Annotated in this window: 12 protein-coding genes and 1 pseudogene; 4 read left to right on the top strand and 9 right to left on the bottom strand. The window is 65.1% G+C overall.

What is annotated here, in order from left to right; all coding sequences use genetic code 11:
* Nucleotides 1–4: 4 nt before the first annotated feature.
* The 3 genes from PSPA7_RS24425 to PSPA7_RS24435 are packed head-to-tail and all read right to left on the bottom strand — an operon-like array spanning nt 5 to nt 2,360.
* Nucleotides 5–934 carry a 5-oxoprolinase subunit C family protein gene (locus tag PSPA7_RS24425; protein ID WP_012077259.1) on the bottom strand — a complete coding sequence of 310 codons (930 nt, stop codon included), beginning with the start codon at nt 932–934 and terminating at the stop codon, nt 5–7.
* Complete coding sequence (gene pxpB / locus PSPA7_RS24430) at nt 931–1,608, bottom strand: 5-oxoprolinase subunit PxpB (protein WP_012077260.1); 678 nt, start codon at nt 1,606–1,608, stop codon at nt 931–933. Before pxpB ends, PSPA7_RS24425 begins: the two co-directional genes overlap by 4 nt.
* Nucleotides 1,605–2,360, bottom strand: coding sequence for a 5-oxoprolinase subunit PxpA (locus tag PSPA7_RS24435; protein ID WP_012077261.1), 756 nt, complete (start codon nt 2,358–2,360; stop codon nt 1,605–1,607). Before PSPA7_RS24435 ends, pxpB begins: the two co-directional genes overlap by 4 nt.
* A 129-nt stretch (nt 2,361–2,489) precedes the next feature.
* On the opposite strand from PSPA7_RS24435, the gene lpxO reads away from it, so the two are divergent.
* Complete coding sequence (gene lpxO, locus PSPA7_RS24440; protein ID WP_012077262.1) at nt 2,490–3,389, top strand: lipid A hydroxylase LpxO; 900 nt, start codon at nt 2,490–2,492, stop codon at nt 3,387–3,389.
* A gap of 254 nt (nt 3,390–3,643) precedes the next feature.
* Here the strand turns inward: lpxO and PSPA7_RS24445 are convergent, their stop codons facing one another.
* Nucleotides 3,644–6,196 (bottom strand): PepSY domain-containing protein, encoded by a 2,553-nt coding sequence (locus PSPA7_RS24445; protein WP_012077263.1) that lies wholly within the window; start codon nt 6,194–6,196, stop codon nt 3,644–3,646.
* A 218-nt stretch (nt 6,197–6,414) separates the two neighbouring features.
* Nucleotides 6,415–8,715, bottom strand: a complete 2,301-nt coding sequence (gene piuD, locus PSPA7_RS24450; RefSeq protein ID WP_012077264.1) for a TonB-dependent siderophore receptor PiuD — start codon at nt 8,713–8,715, stop codon at nt 6,415–6,417.
* A 218-nt stretch (nt 8,716–8,933) separates the two neighbouring features.
* Here piuD and PSPA7_RS24455 point away from each other — a divergent pair, with 218 nt between their 5' ends.
* From PSPA7_RS24455 to PSPA7_RS24465, 3 genes are all read left to right on the top strand, one after another.
* A complete protein-coding gene (locus PSPA7_RS24455; protein ID WP_034081372.1) occupies nt 8,934–9,614 on the top strand; it encodes a Fe2+-dependent dioxygenase in 681 nt (226 codons plus the stop codon).
* A gap of 2 nt (nt 9,615–9,616) precedes the next feature.
* Nucleotides 9,617–10,432 (top strand): tetratricopeptide repeat protein, encoded by an 816-nt coding sequence (locus PSPA7_RS24460; protein WP_012077266.1) that lies wholly within the window; start codon nt 9,617–9,619, stop codon nt 10,430–10,432.
* A 120-nt stretch (nt 10,433–10,552) separates the two neighbouring features.
* Nucleotides 10,553–12,355 carry a phosphoethanolamine transferase CptA gene (locus PSPA7_RS24465; protein ID WP_012077267.1) on the top strand — a complete coding sequence of 601 codons (1,803 nt, stop codon included), beginning with the start codon at nt 10,553–10,555 and terminating at the stop codon, nt 12,353–12,355.
* Nucleotides 12,356–12,447: 92 nt separating this feature from the next.
* Here PSPA7_RS24465 and PSPA7_RS24470 read toward each other — a convergent pair.
* The 4 genes and pseudogenes from PSPA7_RS24470 to PSPA7_RS24490 all read right to left on the bottom strand — a co-directional run bounded on the left by PSPA7_RS24470 (nt 12,448) and on the right by PSPA7_RS24490 (nt 17,932).
* Nucleotides 12,448–12,876: pseudogene (locus tag PSPA7_RS24470) on the bottom strand (VOC family protein).
* A gap of 74 nt (nt 12,877–12,950) precedes the next feature.
* Nucleotides 12,951–14,170 (bottom strand): IS3-like element ISPa57 family transposase gene (locus PSPA7_RS31530; RefSeq protein ID WP_086008395.1). Its coding sequence is split into 2 segments (ribosomal slippage): nt 12,951–13,822 and nt 13,822–14,170, totalling 1,221 coding nucleotides; the frame shifts between segments, so codons are not numbered across the junction.
* 106 nt (nt 14,171–14,276) lie between these two features.
* Complete coding sequence (locus PSPA7_RS24485; protein ID WP_012077270.1) at nt 14,277–15,440, bottom strand: type III PLP-dependent enzyme; 1,164 nt, start codon at nt 15,438–15,440, stop codon at nt 14,277–14,279.
* Between the two features lie 470 nt (nt 15,441–15,910).
* Nucleotides 15,911–17,932: a methyl-accepting chemotaxis protein gene (locus tag PSPA7_RS24490; RefSeq protein WP_012077272.1), complete on the bottom strand. Its 2,022-nt coding sequence runs from the start codon at nt 17,930–17,932 to the stop codon at nt 15,911–15,913.
* Between the last annotated feature and the right edge of the window lie 97 nt (nt 17,933–18,029).

Here is an 18,029-nt window from a genome sequence, read left to right on the forward strand (position 1 = left end):
GCGCTCAGCCGCGGAAGAAGCGGTAGAAGCGCAGCAGATCGGCCTGCTGCGTCGCCAGGTCGGTTTCGACGAAGCGCACCTCGCTGTGCGCCGGGGCTTGCGCCAGGCGCGGCAGGTCCAGCGGATGGACGAAACCGAGCAGCGGATAGCCGCCCATGCTCTGGCGGTCGGCCATCAGTACGATGGGGTGGCCATCCGGCGGGACCTGGATAGCCCCTTCCACCCCCCCCTGCGACCAGCTGCGCCGCGCCCCGCGCAGCGGCTCGCCGGACAGGCGCACGCCCATGCGGTCGGACTGCGGGCTGATGCGCCAGGAACAGGCGAAAAAAGCCTGCCGGCTGGCTTCGTCGAAGGCCGCCGCGTCGCCGCCGAGCAGCACCCGCAGAGGCGGTGGGCGCCGATAGTCCGGCTGGAAACGCCAGGGCACGCTGGCCGCCCTCGGATGGGCGGCGCCCGCCTCGGCGCATGGCAGGCAATCGCCCTCCTCCAGCGCCTGGCCGTCACCGCGCAAGCCGCCCAGGCCATCGCGGACCTGGCTGGCGACGCTGCCCAGCACCGGGCGGGCCTGGAAGCCGCCGGCGCAGGCCAGGTAGGCACGCTGTCCGGCCTCGGCGAAGCCCAGTTCGATACGCTGCCCGCGGCGGACCCGGAAGCGGCTCCAGGGCAACTGCACGTGTCCGTCCACCGCCAGCGCCAGGCGCGCTCCGGTCAGCGCCAGCCAGGTCGCTTCGACCGTGCATTCCAGCACCAGGCCGCCGAGGGCGATCTCCAGCAGCGGCGTGCCCCAGGGATTGCCGAGCAGGCGATTGGCCCAGGCCGCCGCCTGGCGGTCCAGCGGCCCGCCCGGGGATACGCCCAGATGCTGCCAGCCGCGCCGGCCGTCGTCCTGCAGCAGGCTCTGCGGCCCCGCCCGGATCACCCGCAACCCGTTCATTCACGCCCCCCCAAGGTCAGGAAGGCCTCGTGATCGATGGCGACGAAACGCACCCGGTCGCCCGGCGACAACGGACAAGGCGGGGTGGCGGCCGCATCGAACGGGCGCCACGGACTGCGCCCCAGCAGGTGCCAGCCACCCGGCGAGGCCTGCGGATAGATCGCCGTCTGCGCCTCGGCGATGGCCAGGCTGCCAGCCGGCACGCGTGCCCGTGGCGTGGCCCTGCGCGGCAGGAGCAGACGCGGATCGAGGCCGCCGAGATAGGCGAACCCCGGCGCGAAACCGATCGCGCCGACCCGGTATTCGACCGCGCTGTGCAGCGCGATCACTTCCTCGCGGTCCATGCCGCAGGCAGAAGCCACCAGCGGCAGATCCTCGCCCGCATACCAGACGGGAATCTCGTGCAGGCGACCGGCCGCTTCGGCGGGTCGCCAGGCACGCCACTCCGCCAGCAGCGGACGCAGGCGCGCCTCCAGGACCTGCGGGTCGACCCGGTAGGCATCGTAATGCAGCAGCAGCCCGGTCCAGCCCGGCACCAGGTCGCGGACGCCCGCGCCGAACTCCTCGCGCAGGCGCCTCGCCAGCTCGACCAGGCGTAACGGCAGGTCCGCCCCGGGCTCCTCGGCAAGGACCAGCAGCAAGGCTTCCGCGCCAGCGGGCTCGATACGGATCACAGGCTGCCCAGGGCCGCGCGCAGGCGCCGGAGCACCGCCAGCGACTCCGGGTTGTCGCCATGCACGCAAAGACTGTCGGCGGTCAGGCGCAACGGGTTGCCATCGTAGTCGGCGAAGGCTTCGCCGCGGGCGATGGCCAGCGCCTGTCCGATGATCCGCTGCGGATCGCGATGCACCGCGCCGCCAAGCCGCCGCGGCGCCAGCCTTCCGTCCGGCAGGTAGGCACGATCGGCAAAAGCCTCGAACAGCAGGGGCACGTCGGCTTCGTCGGCCAGTTGCAGTTCGCGGGCGTTGTCGGCCAGCGCCAGCACCATCAGCGGCAAGCCCTTGCGATAGGCGGCACAGGCGTCGAGCACCGCGCGCAGCAGTTCGTCGTCGGCGACCAGGTCGTTGTACAGCGCGCCATGCGGCTTCACATAGGCGACCTGGGTACCGAGGGAGCGGCAGAAGGCGTCCAGCGCGCCGATCTGGTACAGCACCATGGCATGTACCTCTTCGGCGGAGCAGGCCAGCGAACGCCGGCCGAAGCCACTCAGGTCGGGATAGGCCGGGTGCGCGCCGATGCTCACCCCGTGACGCACCGCCAGCGCCACCGAGCGCTGCATGGTCAGCGGGTCGCCGGCATGGAAACCGCAGGCCAGGTTGGCCTGGTCAACCAGCGGCATGCTGTGGGTGTCGTCGCCCATGCGCCAGGCGCCAAAGCTTTCGCCCATGTCGCAGTTGAGCAGGATATGCCGGCCACTGTCGTTCATTGCACGCTCCTTTCAGGGCCGCCAGGACCGAGAAACAGGCCCGGTGCTGGCGAATTAGCGTCAGGTAGCATACTCAGGCGCCCATAAGAGGAGTAAATTCTCCTCTTTTGCACCGACGACCTTGCATTCATGAAAGTTCTCATCCTGGCGGCCTATGCGCTGAGCATCCTCTATGTCCATTTCCGCGGCCGGGTACGCCATAAACTGTCACGCCAGTTGAGCGACCACTCCAGCTTCCTCGCGCCGGTCAACTGCCTGATGTACCTGTTCTCCAAGGTACCGAACCGGCCGTACCTGGCGCCGGAGACCTTCCCCGAACTGAAGACGCTGGTCGACAACTGGCAGACCATCCGCAGCGAAGCGCTGCACCTGCACGACGCCGGCAATATCAAGCGTTCCGAGCAGTACGACGATATCGGTTTCAACTCGTTCTTCAAGAGCGGCTGGAAGCGCTTCTACCTGAAATGGTACGACGAGGCCCATCCCTCCGCCGGCGAACTCTGCCCGCAGACTACCGCCCTCCTGCGGCAGATTCCCTCGGTCAAGGCGGCGATGTTCGCCGAGCTGCCGCCCGGCTCGAAGCTGGTTCGCCACCGCGATCCCTACGCCGGCTCGCTACGCTTCCACCTGGGCCTGTACACCCCCAATGACCCGGCCTGCTTCATCGAGGTGGATGGCGAGCGCTATCACTGGCGCGACGGCGAGGCGGTGGTGTTCGACGAGACCTTCATCCACTACGCGGAAAACGCCACCGGGCACAACCGCATCATCCTCTTCTGCGACATCGAGCGGCCGCTGTCCCAGGGCTGGGCCGCTGCCTTCAACCGCTGGTTCAGCCGCAACGTGATGGCCGCCGCCGCCGCCCCGAACAACGCTGGCGACCGGACCGGCGGGCTCAATCGGGTCTTCGACAGCCTGTACAAGATCCGCCTGCAAGGCAAACGTTTGAAGAAGCGCAACCGCACGCTCTACTACCTGCAGAAATGGGGCTTCTTTGCCCTGGTACTGGGCTTCATCCTGTGGATCTGAGGCCCGGCGGCGCAACGTCCCGATAGCCATCCAAATGGCGGATAACCGCTCTGCGGTTATTCGCCCTACGCCACGGGCGGTGCGAAGTCCCGATAGCTCCGTAGGGCGCATGACGCCTACGGCGTCATCCGCCGATGCCTCGCCGGAATGGCGGATAACCGCTCTGCGGGTATCCGCCCTACGCCACGAACAGCCCGGCAGTTCTGGCGGCAGGCAAAAAAAGGCTCCCTGGGGAGCCTTTTTCATTCATTCGTTCAGTACACGTCGCGCCGGTAGCGTCCTTCGTCGGCCAGGCGTTGCAAGGCCTCCTCACCGAGCACTTCGCGCAGCACCTGGTCGACGCCGCCGGCCATGCCCTGCAGACTGCCGCAGACATACAGCGCCGCGCCCTGGTCGACCCAGCGCCGCAGTTCGTCCGCCGCTTCACGCAGGCGATCCTGGACATAGATCTTCTCCGCCTGGTCGCGGGAGAACGCCAGGTCCAGGCGCTGCAGTTCGCCGCTGGCCAGGGCCTGCTCCAGTTCGGCGCGGCAATAATAGTCATGGGCGAAATTGCGCTCGCCGAAGAGCAACCAGTTGCGCCTGCGCCCGGCGGCGATGCTGGCGCGCAGCAGGCTGCGCAGGCCGGCGAGGCCGGTGCCGTTGCCGATCAGGACCAACGGTAGGTCGTCCTCCGGCAGGTGGAAGCCGGCGTTGCGTCGCAGGCGCAGGCTCAGCGCGGCGCCGAGCGGCAGATATTCGGTGAGCCAGCCGGAACAGATACCCAGGCTGCCGTCGGCGTGCTGCTCCTGGCGCACGATCAGTTGCAGGTCGCCGTCGCTCTGCAGCGAGGCGATCGAGTACTGCCGCACGGACAGCGGGATCAGCGCATCCAGCAACGCCTGCGGATGCAGGCCGACCAGGTGTTCGAAGGAATCCGGCAGCAGGCGTCCGGCCAGGGCCTGCTCCAGGCATTGCTCGACGCCTTCCAGCGACACCCGCGCCTGGCCGTCCAGGTGATGTCGCTCCAGCCATTCGCGGATACGCACGGGCGCCTGTCGCGGAACGATCTCCACCAGGTCGCCGGCGCGCCATTCGATGGCGCTGTCGGCCGGCGCGCGCAGATCCAGCAGCCAGGTCGACTCGCCCTGGCTACCGGGATTCAGTTGCTCGCGCCGGGCCAGCGACCAGACCTCGAAGGACGGCGCCGCCCAGGCCGCCGGCGCGCCGCCGCCGGTGACTTCGGCGAGTCGCTCCTGCCACTGGCGCAGCGCCGCGGCATCGCCGTCGTCCACCTCCACGGGGGAGAACAGGCTCTGCGCACCCTGTCCCTGCAGCCAGCCCTGCATGCGCCGGGCGAAACCGCAGAACTGCTCGTACTGGCGATCGCCCAGGGCCAGCAGGGCGTAGCTCAGGCCACCGAGGCTGGCGGCCTGGCCGAGGACCTTGCGCTCGAAGCCGCGGGCGCTGTCCGGCGCCTCGCCATCACCGAAGGTGCTGACCACGAACAGCGCGTTGCGTGCCTCGGCGAGCTGGCCGACGTCCAGCCGCGCCAGTGACTCGACCCGCACCGGCAGGCCTGCGGCCTGCAACTGGCCGGCGCTCTGCCAGGCCAGCTGCTCGGCGAAACCGCTCTGGCTGGCGTAGCCGATCAGCCACGACTCGCCGCTGGCGCCGGCGCTTTCGTCCAGCCCGGCACGGCTCGCCCGCACCGCGCGCTTCTTGCGCCGACGGTCGAGATAGAGCAGCCAGCCGGTAATGAAGAACAAGGGCATCGCCAGGCTGGCGAGCATCATCAGGATGCGCCCGGGCAGGCCGAAATAGCTGCCCACGTGCAAGGCGTAGACGCTGGCGAGCAACTGGCCGCCGAAGGAGCGCTCGCTGTAGCGCTGGTCGCTTTTCACCTGGCCACTGGCCGGATCCAGTGTCAGGGTGTTGAAGGCACGCTCGTGCGGCGCATCGGTCAGGCGGTAGAACACCGTCGCCGGCTGGCCGCCCGCCGGTGGCAGGCGCAGGTTGTAGGCCTGCAGGCGATCGCCGCCGGCCTGGCGGATGCTGTTCCACACCGCGGCGTAGTCGACCACCAGCGGCGCTGCCTCGGCCGGTCGCTCGCCGCGCCCGCCGGGCTTGCCACGCTGCGCCTGTTGCCCGGCCGGTGCGTCGTCGAGCAGCTTGAACAGGCCGTTGCGGTACCACTCGTAGGACCAGTACAGGCCGGTCAACGCCGCCAGCAGGTACAGCGCCAGGCACCAGGTGCCGGCCACGGCGTGCAGGTCCCAGTTGAAGCTGCGGCCCTTGCGCGACCAATCGAGGGTCAGCCAGGCGCGCCAGTCCAGGGCCTTGCGCGGCCAGCGCAGGTAGAGGCCGGACAGGCAGAAGAAAATCAGGATCAGGGTGCAGGCGGCGGTGACCTGCTTGCCGTACTCGCCCATGGCGAGGAAACGGTGCAGTTGCATCATCAGGTTGAAGAAACCCTCGCCCTTCGGTTCGCCGACGAAGGCGCCGGTATAGGGATCGACCCAGCGCGATTCGCCGCGGCGCTTCCCCGGCGGCGGGGTGTAGAAGATCCGCCCGGCCTTGTCGCTGTCCATCTCGACCCAGACGAAGGCCACCTTCCGGCCCGGCTCGGCGCTCTCGATGCGATGCACCAGTTCGTCCAGCGGCAGCACGCCCCCGGGGCGCTTCTGCACCACCAGTACGTCGGGGTTGAGGACGCGCATCAGTTCGTCCTGGAACGACAGCGTCGCCCCGGTGACGCCCATCAGCGCCAGCACCAGGCCGGCGCTGATGCCGAAGAACCAATGCAACTGGAACCAGACTTTCTTCACAGGATCACCTTCACGGGCCGCCAGGCGGCAACAACGGAACAGGGCCAGGTGCTTCGCACTGGCTGGACGATACGGAAATCGCAGGCAGCCAATTCTATTTGATAATCAGTTGCGATAAAGCCGAATTAACGTTCTTTACGCTCTATTTACCCGCCCCGGATGCGGAAAAGCCCCGCCCCGGGAAGGGGTGGGGCTTTCGCGGAAAGCGCAAGCGGCTGTCAGAAGTGGAAGTTGGTGGAGAACAACACCGTCCTTCCGGCAGCCTGGGACGCATAGTGCGCCGCGTAGGCCTTGTCGAAATACTTCTTGTCGAACACGTTCTGCACATTGACCTGGAAATCGACGTTCTTGCTCAGCTTGTAGCTGGCCATCGCATCGTAGCGCCAGTAATCGGGGACATAGACGGTATTGCCGACATCGCCATAGACCTTGTCGACATAGAAGGCGCCGCCCCCGATGGTTGCTTTCGGGAAGAGGTCGTAAGTGGTCCACAGACTGAAGCTGTTCTTCGGCGTGTTCGGCATCTCATTGCCATTGCTGGAAACTGCCGATGCGTTGACGTTGCCGTTGCGCCCGGCCTTGCCGGCATCAACCAGCTCGCTGTCGAGGTAGCTGTAGCCTGCGAACACCTTCCACTTCTCGGTCAGTTTGCCGCTGGCGCTCAGCTCCACGCCATCGACGCGGGATTGTCCGGCATTGTCGTAGGTCTGGTTGGCCACCAGGATACGGGTGTTGTCCTTGTCCGTGCGGAAAATCGCCGCACTCAACTCCAGCCGCTCGTTGAAGAAGGCCCACTTGGTACCAAGCTCGTAGTTGGTGGTTTCTTCCGGCTCGAGATTATTGCTGATGGCGAACCCGTCGACGGCATTCGAGGTGTCGCCATTGTCGAGCATGCTCCCCGGCGGGGTCGCCGAGGTGGCGTAGGACGCATAGATGCTGCCGTTCGGTGCAGGCTTCCACACCAGGCCTGCCTGCCAGTTCCAGAAGCTCGACTTGTCGCTGAGCTTGGTAGTGGGGCTGACACCATGGTTCTTCGCCGTGGTTTCGAAACTGTCGAAGCGGGCACCGATATTGACCTGCCATTGCTCGTTCAGGTCGATGGTATCGAACGCATATATGGCCTTGGTGGTGCCGACCGTATTCAGCGGCGCATATTTCCGAGTGATGCTGCCATTCCACGGATCATGCGGATTGGGGTTTTCCAGGCTGGTGCAGTTATAGCCACTGGGAGCCCCGATCAGCGATGGATTGCACTTGTTGTTGCCCAGACCGGTATTGGTATCGACGGTATAGCCATCGCGCTTGCTGTCTTCGCGGCTGAACTCGAGGCCGGTGCTGAAGCTGTTCTTGAAGCCACCCAGGTAGAACTCTCCGAACAGGTCCGTCTGGTTGACTGCCGTGGTGGTGGTGCTCACGCGGTTGTTCTGCCGGCGCCAGACCGTGCCATTGTTGATGTTGCCCTGGCTGTCGTCCGGCTGCGTCCACAGATAGTCCTGATGGCTGTTGCCGTAACGCGAGGTGTTGCGAATGGTGAGACTGTCGGTCAGGTCATGCTCGATGGTGACGGTACTGGTATCGATCCGGCTCTTCTGGAAATCGCGCCCCGTCAATCCATAGAAATTGCCTCGATCGACATTCACCGGCTTATCTGGATTGTGCTTGCTGCGGTTGCCGCTCTTGGCGTATGGAATCCCCGAGTCGGGCGTATCGTCACTTTCCAGGTGATAGTGGCTGACGGTAACTCGCGTCGGCGAACCGAGGCCGAAGGTAAGCGATGGCGCTACGCCCCAGCGGCTGACGTCCACTTCGTCGCGGCCGGCGACATTGGCGTCGTGCTTGAGAAGATTCAGGCGAAATGCCGCATTGCCATCGAGGAACTCCTGATTGAGATCCAGGGTATAGCGGCGGGTCTGGTCGGAACCATAGGTGAAGCCACCATCGATGAAGTTCCCCGCCTTGGCCTGCTTGCTCACGAGATTGAGGCTGCCGCCGGCCGAGCCACGCCCGCCGAACGCCGAGTTGGGCCCCTTGCTGACCTCGATCTGCTCGAGGTTGAAGATCTCGCGCGTCTGCGCGCCGGTGTCGCGTACACCATCGACATAGGTGTCGCTCTGCGCATCGAATCCGCGGATGAACGGTCGGTCACCGGTGGGGTTACCGCCTTCGCCCGCGCCAAAGGTAATGCCCGGAACGGTACGCAACGCGTCCTGGAGGGAAACAGCGGCGGTATCCTTGATCACCTGCTTGGGCACCACGGTGACAGAACGTGGCGTATCCAGCAGCGGCGCGGTGTACTTTTTCGACGCGGAGCGATCGACGTTGTAGGTGGTTTCGTCCTGCTGCTCACCGACGATGGTGGCCGCGTCCAGCGACAGAACGCCGTCCTTGTCGGTCTTTTTCTGCCCGGCCTGTTCGGCATGGGCCGCCTGCGGCGTGGCGATGGCAGTGATGGCGACACCGATGGCCGAAGCCAGCAGGCGCTGCGACGAAACGGCGATATCCGTGGACTGACGCGACATTCGAAACCCCTCCCCGGGAGCTGTGAAGGTCGCGAAATCTATTGCAGATCAGAATTGTTATCAATTATTACAGATTCGCATCCGACAGGAATTTACATTTTTTACACTTTTCTCATTACATTTTTCTGCGCTTCGCTCGTCTATACCGGGATGGCGGTTTTACAGCACCAATGCAAATCAATATCATTGGCAATCATTTCGCCTCCATGGACAGCGCCATGCTGCTGCACATCCCCGCCCTCTTCACCGCCGATGAAGTCTCCCGGATCCGCGCCGCCCTGGAACAGGCGGAGTGGGCCGACGGCAAGGCGACCGCCGGCTACCAGTCGGCCAAGGCCAAGCACAACCTGCAGTTGCCGCAGGACCACCCGCTGGCGCGGGAAATCGGCGAGGCCATGCTGCAGCGACTGTGGAACCACCCGCTGTTCATGTCCGCCGCGCTGCCGTTGAAGGTCTTCCCGCCGCTGTTCAACTGCTATACCGGCGGCGGCTCGTTCGACTTCCATATCGACAACGCCGTGCGCGACATCCAGGGCGGTCGCGAACGGGTCCGCACCGACCTGTCCTCGACGCTGTTCTTCAGCGACCCGCAGGACTACGACGGCGGCGAACTGGTGATCCAGGACACCTACGGCCTGCACCAGGTGAAGCTGCCCGCCGGCGACCTGGTGCTCTACCCCGGCACCAGCCTGCACAAGGTCAACCCGGTCACCCGTGGCGCGCGCTACGCCTCGTTCTTCTGGACCCAGAGCCTGGTCCGCGAGGACAGCCAGCGTACCCTGCTGTTCGAGATGGACCAGTCGATCCAGCAACTGACCCGCGACGTACCCGAGCATCCCTCGCTGATCCGCCTCACCGGCACCTACCACAACCTCCTGCGGCGCTGGTCGGAACTCTGAGCATGCGCCACCTGCTGCATCGACATGAGGCGCTGGACGCCGAAGGCTTCGCCGCGCAACTGGCCGGCAGCCCGCGAGAGGCCGCCCAGGCCATCCTCGGCGCGGCGCGCGAAGGCCTGCCGGAAGCCCAGGCGCTGCTCGGGCAGATCCTCCTCGATGGCCAGGGCATCGAACGCGATGCGGCGCTGGCGCGGACCTGGTTCGGCATCGCCGCCGAGGGTGGCCACGCGATGGCGCGCAACATGCTCGCTCGCTGCCTGGAGCACGGCTGGGGCGGCGCGGCGGATCTCGCGGCGGCGGCGCGACACTACCGGATCGCCGCCGGGCAAGGCCTCGACTGGGCCCGCTACAACCTGGCCAACCTCTACGCCACCGGCCGTGGCGTGGAACAGGACCAGGCGTGCGCCTATGCGCTGTACCGGCAGGCCGCCGAGCAGGGACACGCGAAGTCGATGAACCTGGTCGGCCGCTATCACGAAGAAGGCCTGGTGGTCGCCCGCGACCAGGCACAGGCGGCACACTGGTACCGGCGCTCCGCCGAGGGCGGCGACTTCCGCGGCCAGTTCAGCCACGCCGCGATGCTGGCCGCCAACGGCCGCCATGCCGAGGCCGAGACCTGGCTACGGCGCGCCCTGGAGGGCGGCAACCTGAACTTCCTGCGCAGCGCTCGCCACAGCCTGGAGCAATCGTCCCATCCCGCGTTCCGCGGCCTGGCGCTGGCCTATTGCCGACGCGCGGCGGAACTGGGCGACGCCAGCGACAGGGAGGCCCTGGAGCGCGCCATCGGGCATGCCGAGACAGCGCCGCTACCGGCCTGACGACCAGCCGACAACCCTTTGTTCACGCTGGCATAACACTTTTTTGACAAGCCCTTGCCTACCCTCGCCTCCTCATCGAGGCGCACCCGACCACGCCTCCGCTCACTGAACGAGGCTATCGTGTCCCCCACCCCACCAAGCGTCACGCGCAACCGCATCGACTGGGCCGGCCTGGGCTGGCTGTTCCTGTTCTTCTGGTTCTTCTCCGGCATCACCCAACTGCTCCTGCTGGCCTCCGGCAACAGCGGCTTCTCCGGCTTCCGCAACGCCATGGTGCTGAGCAGCATCTGGCTCGCGCCGGTGCTGTTGTTCCCGCGCTGGACCAAGCCGCTGGCCGCGATCATCGGGCTGGTGCTGTGGGCCGCCTCGCTGGTCGGCCTGAGCTATTTCGGCATCTATCACCAGGAATTTTCGCAAAGCGTGATCTTCGTGATGTTCGAGTCGAACACCGCGGAAGCCAGCGAGTACTTCAGCCAGTATTTCAATCCCTGGATGACCCTCGGCCTGGTGCTCTACAGCCTGGTTGCGATCCTGCTCTGGCGGCGCCTGCGGCCGGTGTACCTGCCGCGCTTCAGCGCCGCGCCGGTGGCCGTGCTGCTGATCGTCGCGACCATCGGCTATCCCTTCTACAAGCAACTGGTAAGCCAGGGCCGTCCGTTCGACCAGGCCCTGGACAAGGTCCAGGCGCGCATGGAGCCGGCGGTGCCCTGGCAACTGCTGATCGGCTACCAGCAATATCGCCAGCAACTGGCCAGCATGCAGGCGCTGCTGCAGAAGAATGCCGCCCTGCCGCCGCTGAAGAACCTGGTCGACGCCAACGGCGACACCCCGCGCACCCTGGTCCTGGTGATCGGCGAGTCGACCTCGCGCAAACACATGAGCCTCTACGGCTACTCGCGTGAAACCACCCCGCAGCTGGATGCGCTGAAGGCCGCCAACCAGAACCTCACGGTGTTCAACAACGTGGTGGCCTCGCGGCCGTACACCATCGAGGTGCTGCAGCAGGTGCTGACCTTCGCCGACCAGGAACATCCGGATCGCTTCCTCACCGATCCGTCGCTGATGAACCTGATGAAGCAGGCCGGCTACAAGACCTTCTGGATCACCAACCAGCAGACCATGACCAAGCGCAACACCATGCTGACCACCTTCGCCCAGCAGACCGATGCGCAGTTCTACCTGAACAACCAGCGCAGCCAGAACGCCAGCCAGCTCGACGGCGCGGTGCTGGCGCCCTTCGCCAAGGTGCTGGAAGACCCGGCGCCGAAGAAGTTCATCGTGGTCCATCTGCTCGGCACCCACATGAACTACAAGTACCGCTACCCCGAGGACTACGCCCGCTTCGTCGACCGCCAGGGCGCGCCGGCGGCGCTCAGCGACGACCAGGTGGCGGTCTACAACAGCTACGACAACGCCGTGCTGTACAACGACTACGTGGTCTCCAGCCTGATCAAGGGCTTCGCCAACAGCGACCCGAATGGCTTCCTGGTCTATCTCTCCGACCACGGTGAGGAAGTCTTCGACGAAGCCCCGCACGATCGCCTGGGACGCAACGAGGGCGACCCGACCCGCGGCATGTACACCGTGCCCTTCCTGGTCTGGACTTCCCCCAGCTGGCAGCAGAGCCACCCCCGCGACCTGCAGGCGCTGGTCGACCGACGCTACAGCAGCGAAGATCTGATCCACACCTGGTCCGACCTGGCCGGCCTCGGCTACGACCTCTTCGACCCGAGCAAGAGCCTGGTCAGCAACGACTTCCGGCAGGAAGTCCGCTGGATCGGCAACCCCTACGCGCACAATGGCCTGCGCGACTTCGACAAGCTGCCGCTGGACAAGGCCGCCACCGAACAGCAAGTGGCCCAGGCCGGGCGCCCGGCACCGGCGACGCCGCGCGCGCCGGCCCGCCAGCCGAACGAAGGCTGACGCCGCGAAAAGAAAAGGCGCCCCGCCAGCGGGGCGTTTTCCTGTGTGTAGCGAACTCAGGGCAATACCAGGTTGCCCTGCTCGTCGAGCGGTCAGAACGGCTTGTGGGCGACTTCCCAGAGATGCCCGTCCGGATCGGCGACGTATTCCGAATAACCGCCCCAGAACACCTCCTGCGGCACCTCGGTCGCTTGCTCGCCACCCGCCAGGGCGGCGGCGAACAACAGCCGGTCGGACTTCTTCCCGCGGGGCGCAGTCGCAGGCCAGGGTGATGGCGCGAAGCCGGTCGGGCGCTCCTCCACCCGGGCGTCCTCGGCGAGCGCCTGGCGACCGTGGAGGCCGAGGGCCAGGTTGCGCCCCTTGAGGAACACCACCTGTTCGTTGCCGTCCGCCGACGCTTGCCAGCCCAGCGCCTGGTAGCAGCGGCTGGAGCGTGCGAGATCGGCGGCGCCGAGAGTCACCAGGGAAATACCGTTGCCTCTTGCTTCCCCCTTGTGCTCGTCGAGCGCCCAACCTCGCACACGGGAACTCCGTCGGCCAGCGCCGTGTCTAGTCCTGAAATAGGTTTACACCTGCTCAGGTAGGCCGATATGCCTCAAAACGCCCGATGCACCGTATCGGGCGTTTTGTTTTTCAGGGCCATGTGAGGCCGCTCTGTGTTGTAGATCTGCACGGCTTCAGCAACCATCTTCCTTGCCTGCTCCAGATTTTCAGGGCTACTCAGCAGCAGCTCTGTTTTGAGGATTCCGTTGATGCGCTCAGCTAGCGCGTTCTGGTAGCAGTTATATCCGTCAGTCATCGAGCACTGGACGCCATGCCGTGCATGCAGTGACTGATACAGTGCCGAGCAATATTGAATACCGCGATCCGAGTGATGGACCAGTGACTGGCGACGCTGCCGTTTGCGTAGGGCCTGCCTAAAGGCTTGTGCAACTGACTCGGCATGCAGGCTTTCATGCACATGGTGGCCAACAATTTTTCTGGAATACGCATCCGTTACCAGGCTTAGGTACAGCGGGCCACTACTGGCTGGCAAGTAAGTAATGTCCGCCACCCAAACGTGCTCCGGTCCTGACGGGACAACCTGGTTCGGGCCTGGCTTGAGTAGGTTCGGATGGCGGTAGAAGCGATGAAAGCTTTGTGTTGTCTTGTGATACGCCCGCTTGGGCAACACCAGCAAACGGCGCTCTCCCAGGACCTGAAATAGTCGGTCTCGGCCAACTTGGAGCTGCTTATCAGGTTGGCAATGCAGCAGATAGTGCAGCTTTCGCGTGCCTAGTCGTGGCTGACGCATCCGGACTTGTTGAACAAATTCGACAACCCGATCTGCCTGGCGTGCTTTGCTATCAGCAGCTCGATTGCGCTTGTAGTAAGCCTGTCGGCTCATGCCAAGAAACTGACAAGCCCTAGCAATGCTCAGTCCTGCGACTTGACCTTGCGAGAGGACTTGCCGGATCGCTTTTTTACGACCGATACACCGTAATCATTTTTCAGGACATCAACGACGGTCTCGAAGAACTGAGCCTTCTGGCTCATCAACTCAAGCTGCTGCTCAAGCTCCTTGATCCGCTGCTCTGGAGTGAGCGTTTTGGGGTCAGACATCGCGCAACTCCTCTCGGCTCGAATCGACGCCCCTTGGCTCCAATCCTGCCGACCATGCTTGCGCAACCATACCAGAACCGTCGAACGGCCCTGGATGCCATACCGCACCTGGGCCTGCTTGTAGGTCAGTTCGCCTTTTTCGATCTGATCAACGACGGCCAATTTAAAAGACAGTGAGTAATCTCGCTGTGTGCGCTTTACACCTTGCTTCATCTAGCTCTCCGGAGAATCGGCATGGGAGGTGTAAACCTTATTCAGGACGGGACACCGGGAATGAAAAAGCCCCGCCAGGGCGGGGCTTTTCCGGAACCAACGGGAGTTACAGGTAGAACGCCTTCAGCGGCGGGAAGCCGTTGAACTCCACGGCGCTGTAGCTGGTGGTATAGGCACCGGTGGACAGCCAGTAGAGCCGGTCGCCGCTCGACAGGTTCAGCGGCAGGCCGTACTTGTAGTGCTCGTACATGATGTCGGCGCTGTCGCAGGTCGGTCCGGCGATCACCACCTCTTCCATTTCGCCCTGCTTCTCGGTCCAGATCGGGAACTTGATCGACTCATCCATGGTTTCGATCAGTCCGGAGAACTTGCCAACGTCGGCATAGACCCAGCGCTCCACGGCGGTCCGCGACTTGCGCGCGACCAGCACCACTTCGCTGACCAGGATGCCGGCATTGGCGATCAGCGAACGGCCCGGCTCGAGGATGATTTCCGGCAGGTCGTCGCCGAAGTCTTCCTTGAGGAAGCGGATGATCTCCTCCGCGTAGGTCTCCAGGTCATTGGTCTTGGTGATGTAGTTGGCCGGGAAGCCGCCGCCCATGTTGATCATCTTCAGGACGATGCCGTCCTCCTCCTTCAGGCGCTCGAAGATCACCTTGACCTTGGCGATCGCCGCGTCCCATACCGAGATGTCGCGCTGCTGCGAACCCACGTGGAAGGAGATGCCGTAGGGCTCCAGGCCCAGTTGGCGGGCCAGGATCAGCAGGTCCATGGCCATGTCGGTCTGGCAGCCGAACTTGCGCGACAGCGGCCAGTCGGCGGTGGTCGAACCCTCGGTGAGGATACGCACGTAGACCTTGGCCCCGGGCGCGGCCTTGGCGATGTTGCGCAGGTCGGCCTCGGAGTCGGTGGCGAACAGGCGCACGCCCTTCTCGTAGAAGTAGCGGATGTCCTTGGATTTCTTGATGGTATTGCCGTAGCTGATGCGCTCCGGACCGACGCCGGTCTTCAGCACCTTGTCCAGCTCGTAGATCGAGGCGATGTCGAAGTTCGAGCCCTTGTCGCGCAGCAGTTCGGTGATCTCGGTGGCGGGGTTGGCCTTCACCGCGTAGTAGATCCTGGCGAAGGGGAAGCAATCGGTCAGCTGGTCGTAGGCATCGGCGATGGTCTGCCTGTCGATGACCACGAAGGGGGTTTCCTGCTTGTCGGCGAAGGCCTTCATGCGCTGGAAGGTTTCAGGGGCGAAATAATCCTCGACCTTGATGGACATGGTTGGGACTCCCAATGGCAAAACACATGGATTCGTAGGGGTGAAGCTGAACGTCTAATCCGTTTCCCCACTTTGGTTCGCCTACTTCCCAAGGCATGTCGCCGAGTATCACCTGCCTGCCGGCAGCCACCGCCTGTTCATCCTGCCAGGTCGCCCTCCGCAAGCGCCGCGGCGCCTGGCGAATGGAACGAACTGGCCGCGATGAGCGGCGGGCGTCGCCTTGCCTCAAGGCGATCTCTCGTCGTCAGTACTTGAGCCGGATGGATCGTTTCCAGCATGGACGTTCGGGCGCGAACTTTAGGACCAAGGGGGCACGAGATCAATAAAAAAATGCCGCGATTTCGCCTCCGCCTGTCGCGGCGCTGGCTTGACCTGCCCAGGCTTTACCCCATGCGCATGACAGTGGGATGTCGTCGCCCGCCCGGGGTTCGCTCGGACGGACGAAACGCACCCGCGCGCGGGCCTTGCGCCTATACCCTGAACGCCCCGATCAGACGCTTGAGCTGGTTCACCTGCGCGCCCAGCTCGCGGCTGGCCCGCTCGGTCTGGCTGGCCCCTTCGGCGGTGCGCTCGCCGGCCTGGTTGATCTCGACGATATTCTGGTCGATGTCGTGGGCCACCGTGGTCTGCTGCTCGGCGGCGGCGGCGATCTGCTGGTTCTGGTCGACGATCATGCCCACCGCGCCGAGGATGTTCTCCAGCGCCTGCTGTACGCGCGCCGACTCGCTGACGGTGCCGTCGGCGGTGTGATGGCTGCTGCCCATCGCCTTCACCGCCGCGTCCACTCCGTCCTGCAGGCGCAGGATCATCTGCTCGATCTCGGCGGTGGACTGCTGGGTGCGCTTGGCCAGGGTCCGCACCTCGTCGGCGACCACCGCGAAGCCACGGCCCTGCTCGCCGGCGCGGGCCGCCTCGATCGCCGCGTTGAGCGCCAGCAGGTTGGTCTGCTCGGCGATCCCCTTGATCACGTCCAGCACCTGGCTGATCGACGCGCTGTCGCTGGCCAGGCGATTGATCGCCGCCACCGACTGATCGATCTCGCCGGCCAGGCGCTGGATGCTGCCCACCTGCGACTCGACCAGGCTGCGCCCGCTGAGGGTTTCCTGGTTCACGCTGTTCGCGCTGCTCACCGCCATCGCCGCGCTGCGCGCCACTTCCTGGGCGGTGGCCGCCATCTGGTTCATCGCCGTCGCGACCTGTTCGATCTGGCTGCGCTGGCCAGCAACCGCCTGGTTGCTTTCGGCCGACACCGACTCGACCCGCAGGGTCTGCCGCTCGACCTCGCCGACGGTCTGGCTGACCCGCTCGATCAGGTCGTGGATCTTCGCCACCGACTCGTTGAACGACTGCCCCAGTTCGCCCAGTTCGTCGCGGCTGCGCGACTGGAAGCTGACCGTCATGTCGCCGCCGGCGACCCGCTCCATCATTCGCCCGAGGTCCTTCAGGGTGGCGCGGGTGGACACGTAGAAACCGCCGTAGAGGTAGAAGATCGCGATGAACACCACCACCAGCGCCGTCACCAGCAGCAGCATCTGCGCACGCACCTGCTGCAGGCGCTTCTGCAACTGGCTGTCGAGGTAGGCAAGGACACTGTCGTCGAGCTGGTAGGTCTTGCCCATCGCCGCGCTGACCTGGTCGTAGAACTGGGTCCAGGGCGCATCCAGGGTGTCGGCCACGATCACCTGGTCTTCGAGCAGTTGCCCCAGGCTCTTCAGGGTCTCGCGACTGGCCTGGGCGGCATCGACCAGCGCCTGGGGACTGTCGGCCAGCGACTCCTGCAGCTTCAGGCCGTATTCGCCATGCAGTTTCTCGAACTCCAGCAGGAGTTCGTCGAGGCGCGCGCTGGAAGACGAATTGAGAAACCCCTGGCCCAGGGAATAGGCGCCGATGGCCCGTCCCTTGCTGATCGCCGCCGTCACCTCCGGGGTTATCGAACCGACCAGCTCGCTGAGCTGGCGCACCTGGCGCTGGCTGTCCTGGCTGAGCCCCGCCTGGCCGATCAGCAGCTTGATGAAGACCTGCGCGCCGCCGAGCAGTTTCTCCGCCCGTGCGCCCTTGCCCTGCAGCGAGCCTTCGGCCTCGACCGCCTGCAAACCCTCCAGCAACTGGTTGCGCTGGGCCTGGAACTCGGCGATCGCCGCGCCGTCCTCGCTGAGCGGGACCAGCGCCTCGAGGCGCCCGCGAAGGGCTTTCTGCAGGCTCGCGATGCGCGCTTCCAGGTCGCCGGCCTTGCCGGACTGGCCGATGACTGCGTTGATCTGCACCAGGTCGTTGAGGGACTCCAGGTCGCGCCGGAGCTGCAGGCTGCTGCCCAGCAGCGCCAGGCTCTGCAGCTCGATGCGGGTATCGCTGAACTGGCGGTAGGCGTCGCGTACCAGGTAGAAGCTGGTGATCAGCAGAGGCAGGAAGAACAGCACGCTGATCAGGCCGAACTTCATGCCGAAGCTGAGCCGGTTCATCAGCGCGATGGCGGGATAGAGTACGGTCTTCACCCAGACGTCTCCTGATTATTCTTATCGTTCTGAGAGATGTCGCGCCGTGGCGACACCGACGCTCGGCACTCGCTCGTGATGGCTTTTCGAAATCACG

This window comes from Pseudomonas paraeruginosa PA7 (assembly GCF_000017205.1).
Lineage (GTDB): Bacteria > Pseudomonadota > Gammaproteobacteria > Pseudomonadales > Pseudomonadaceae > Pseudomonas > Pseudomonas paraeruginosa.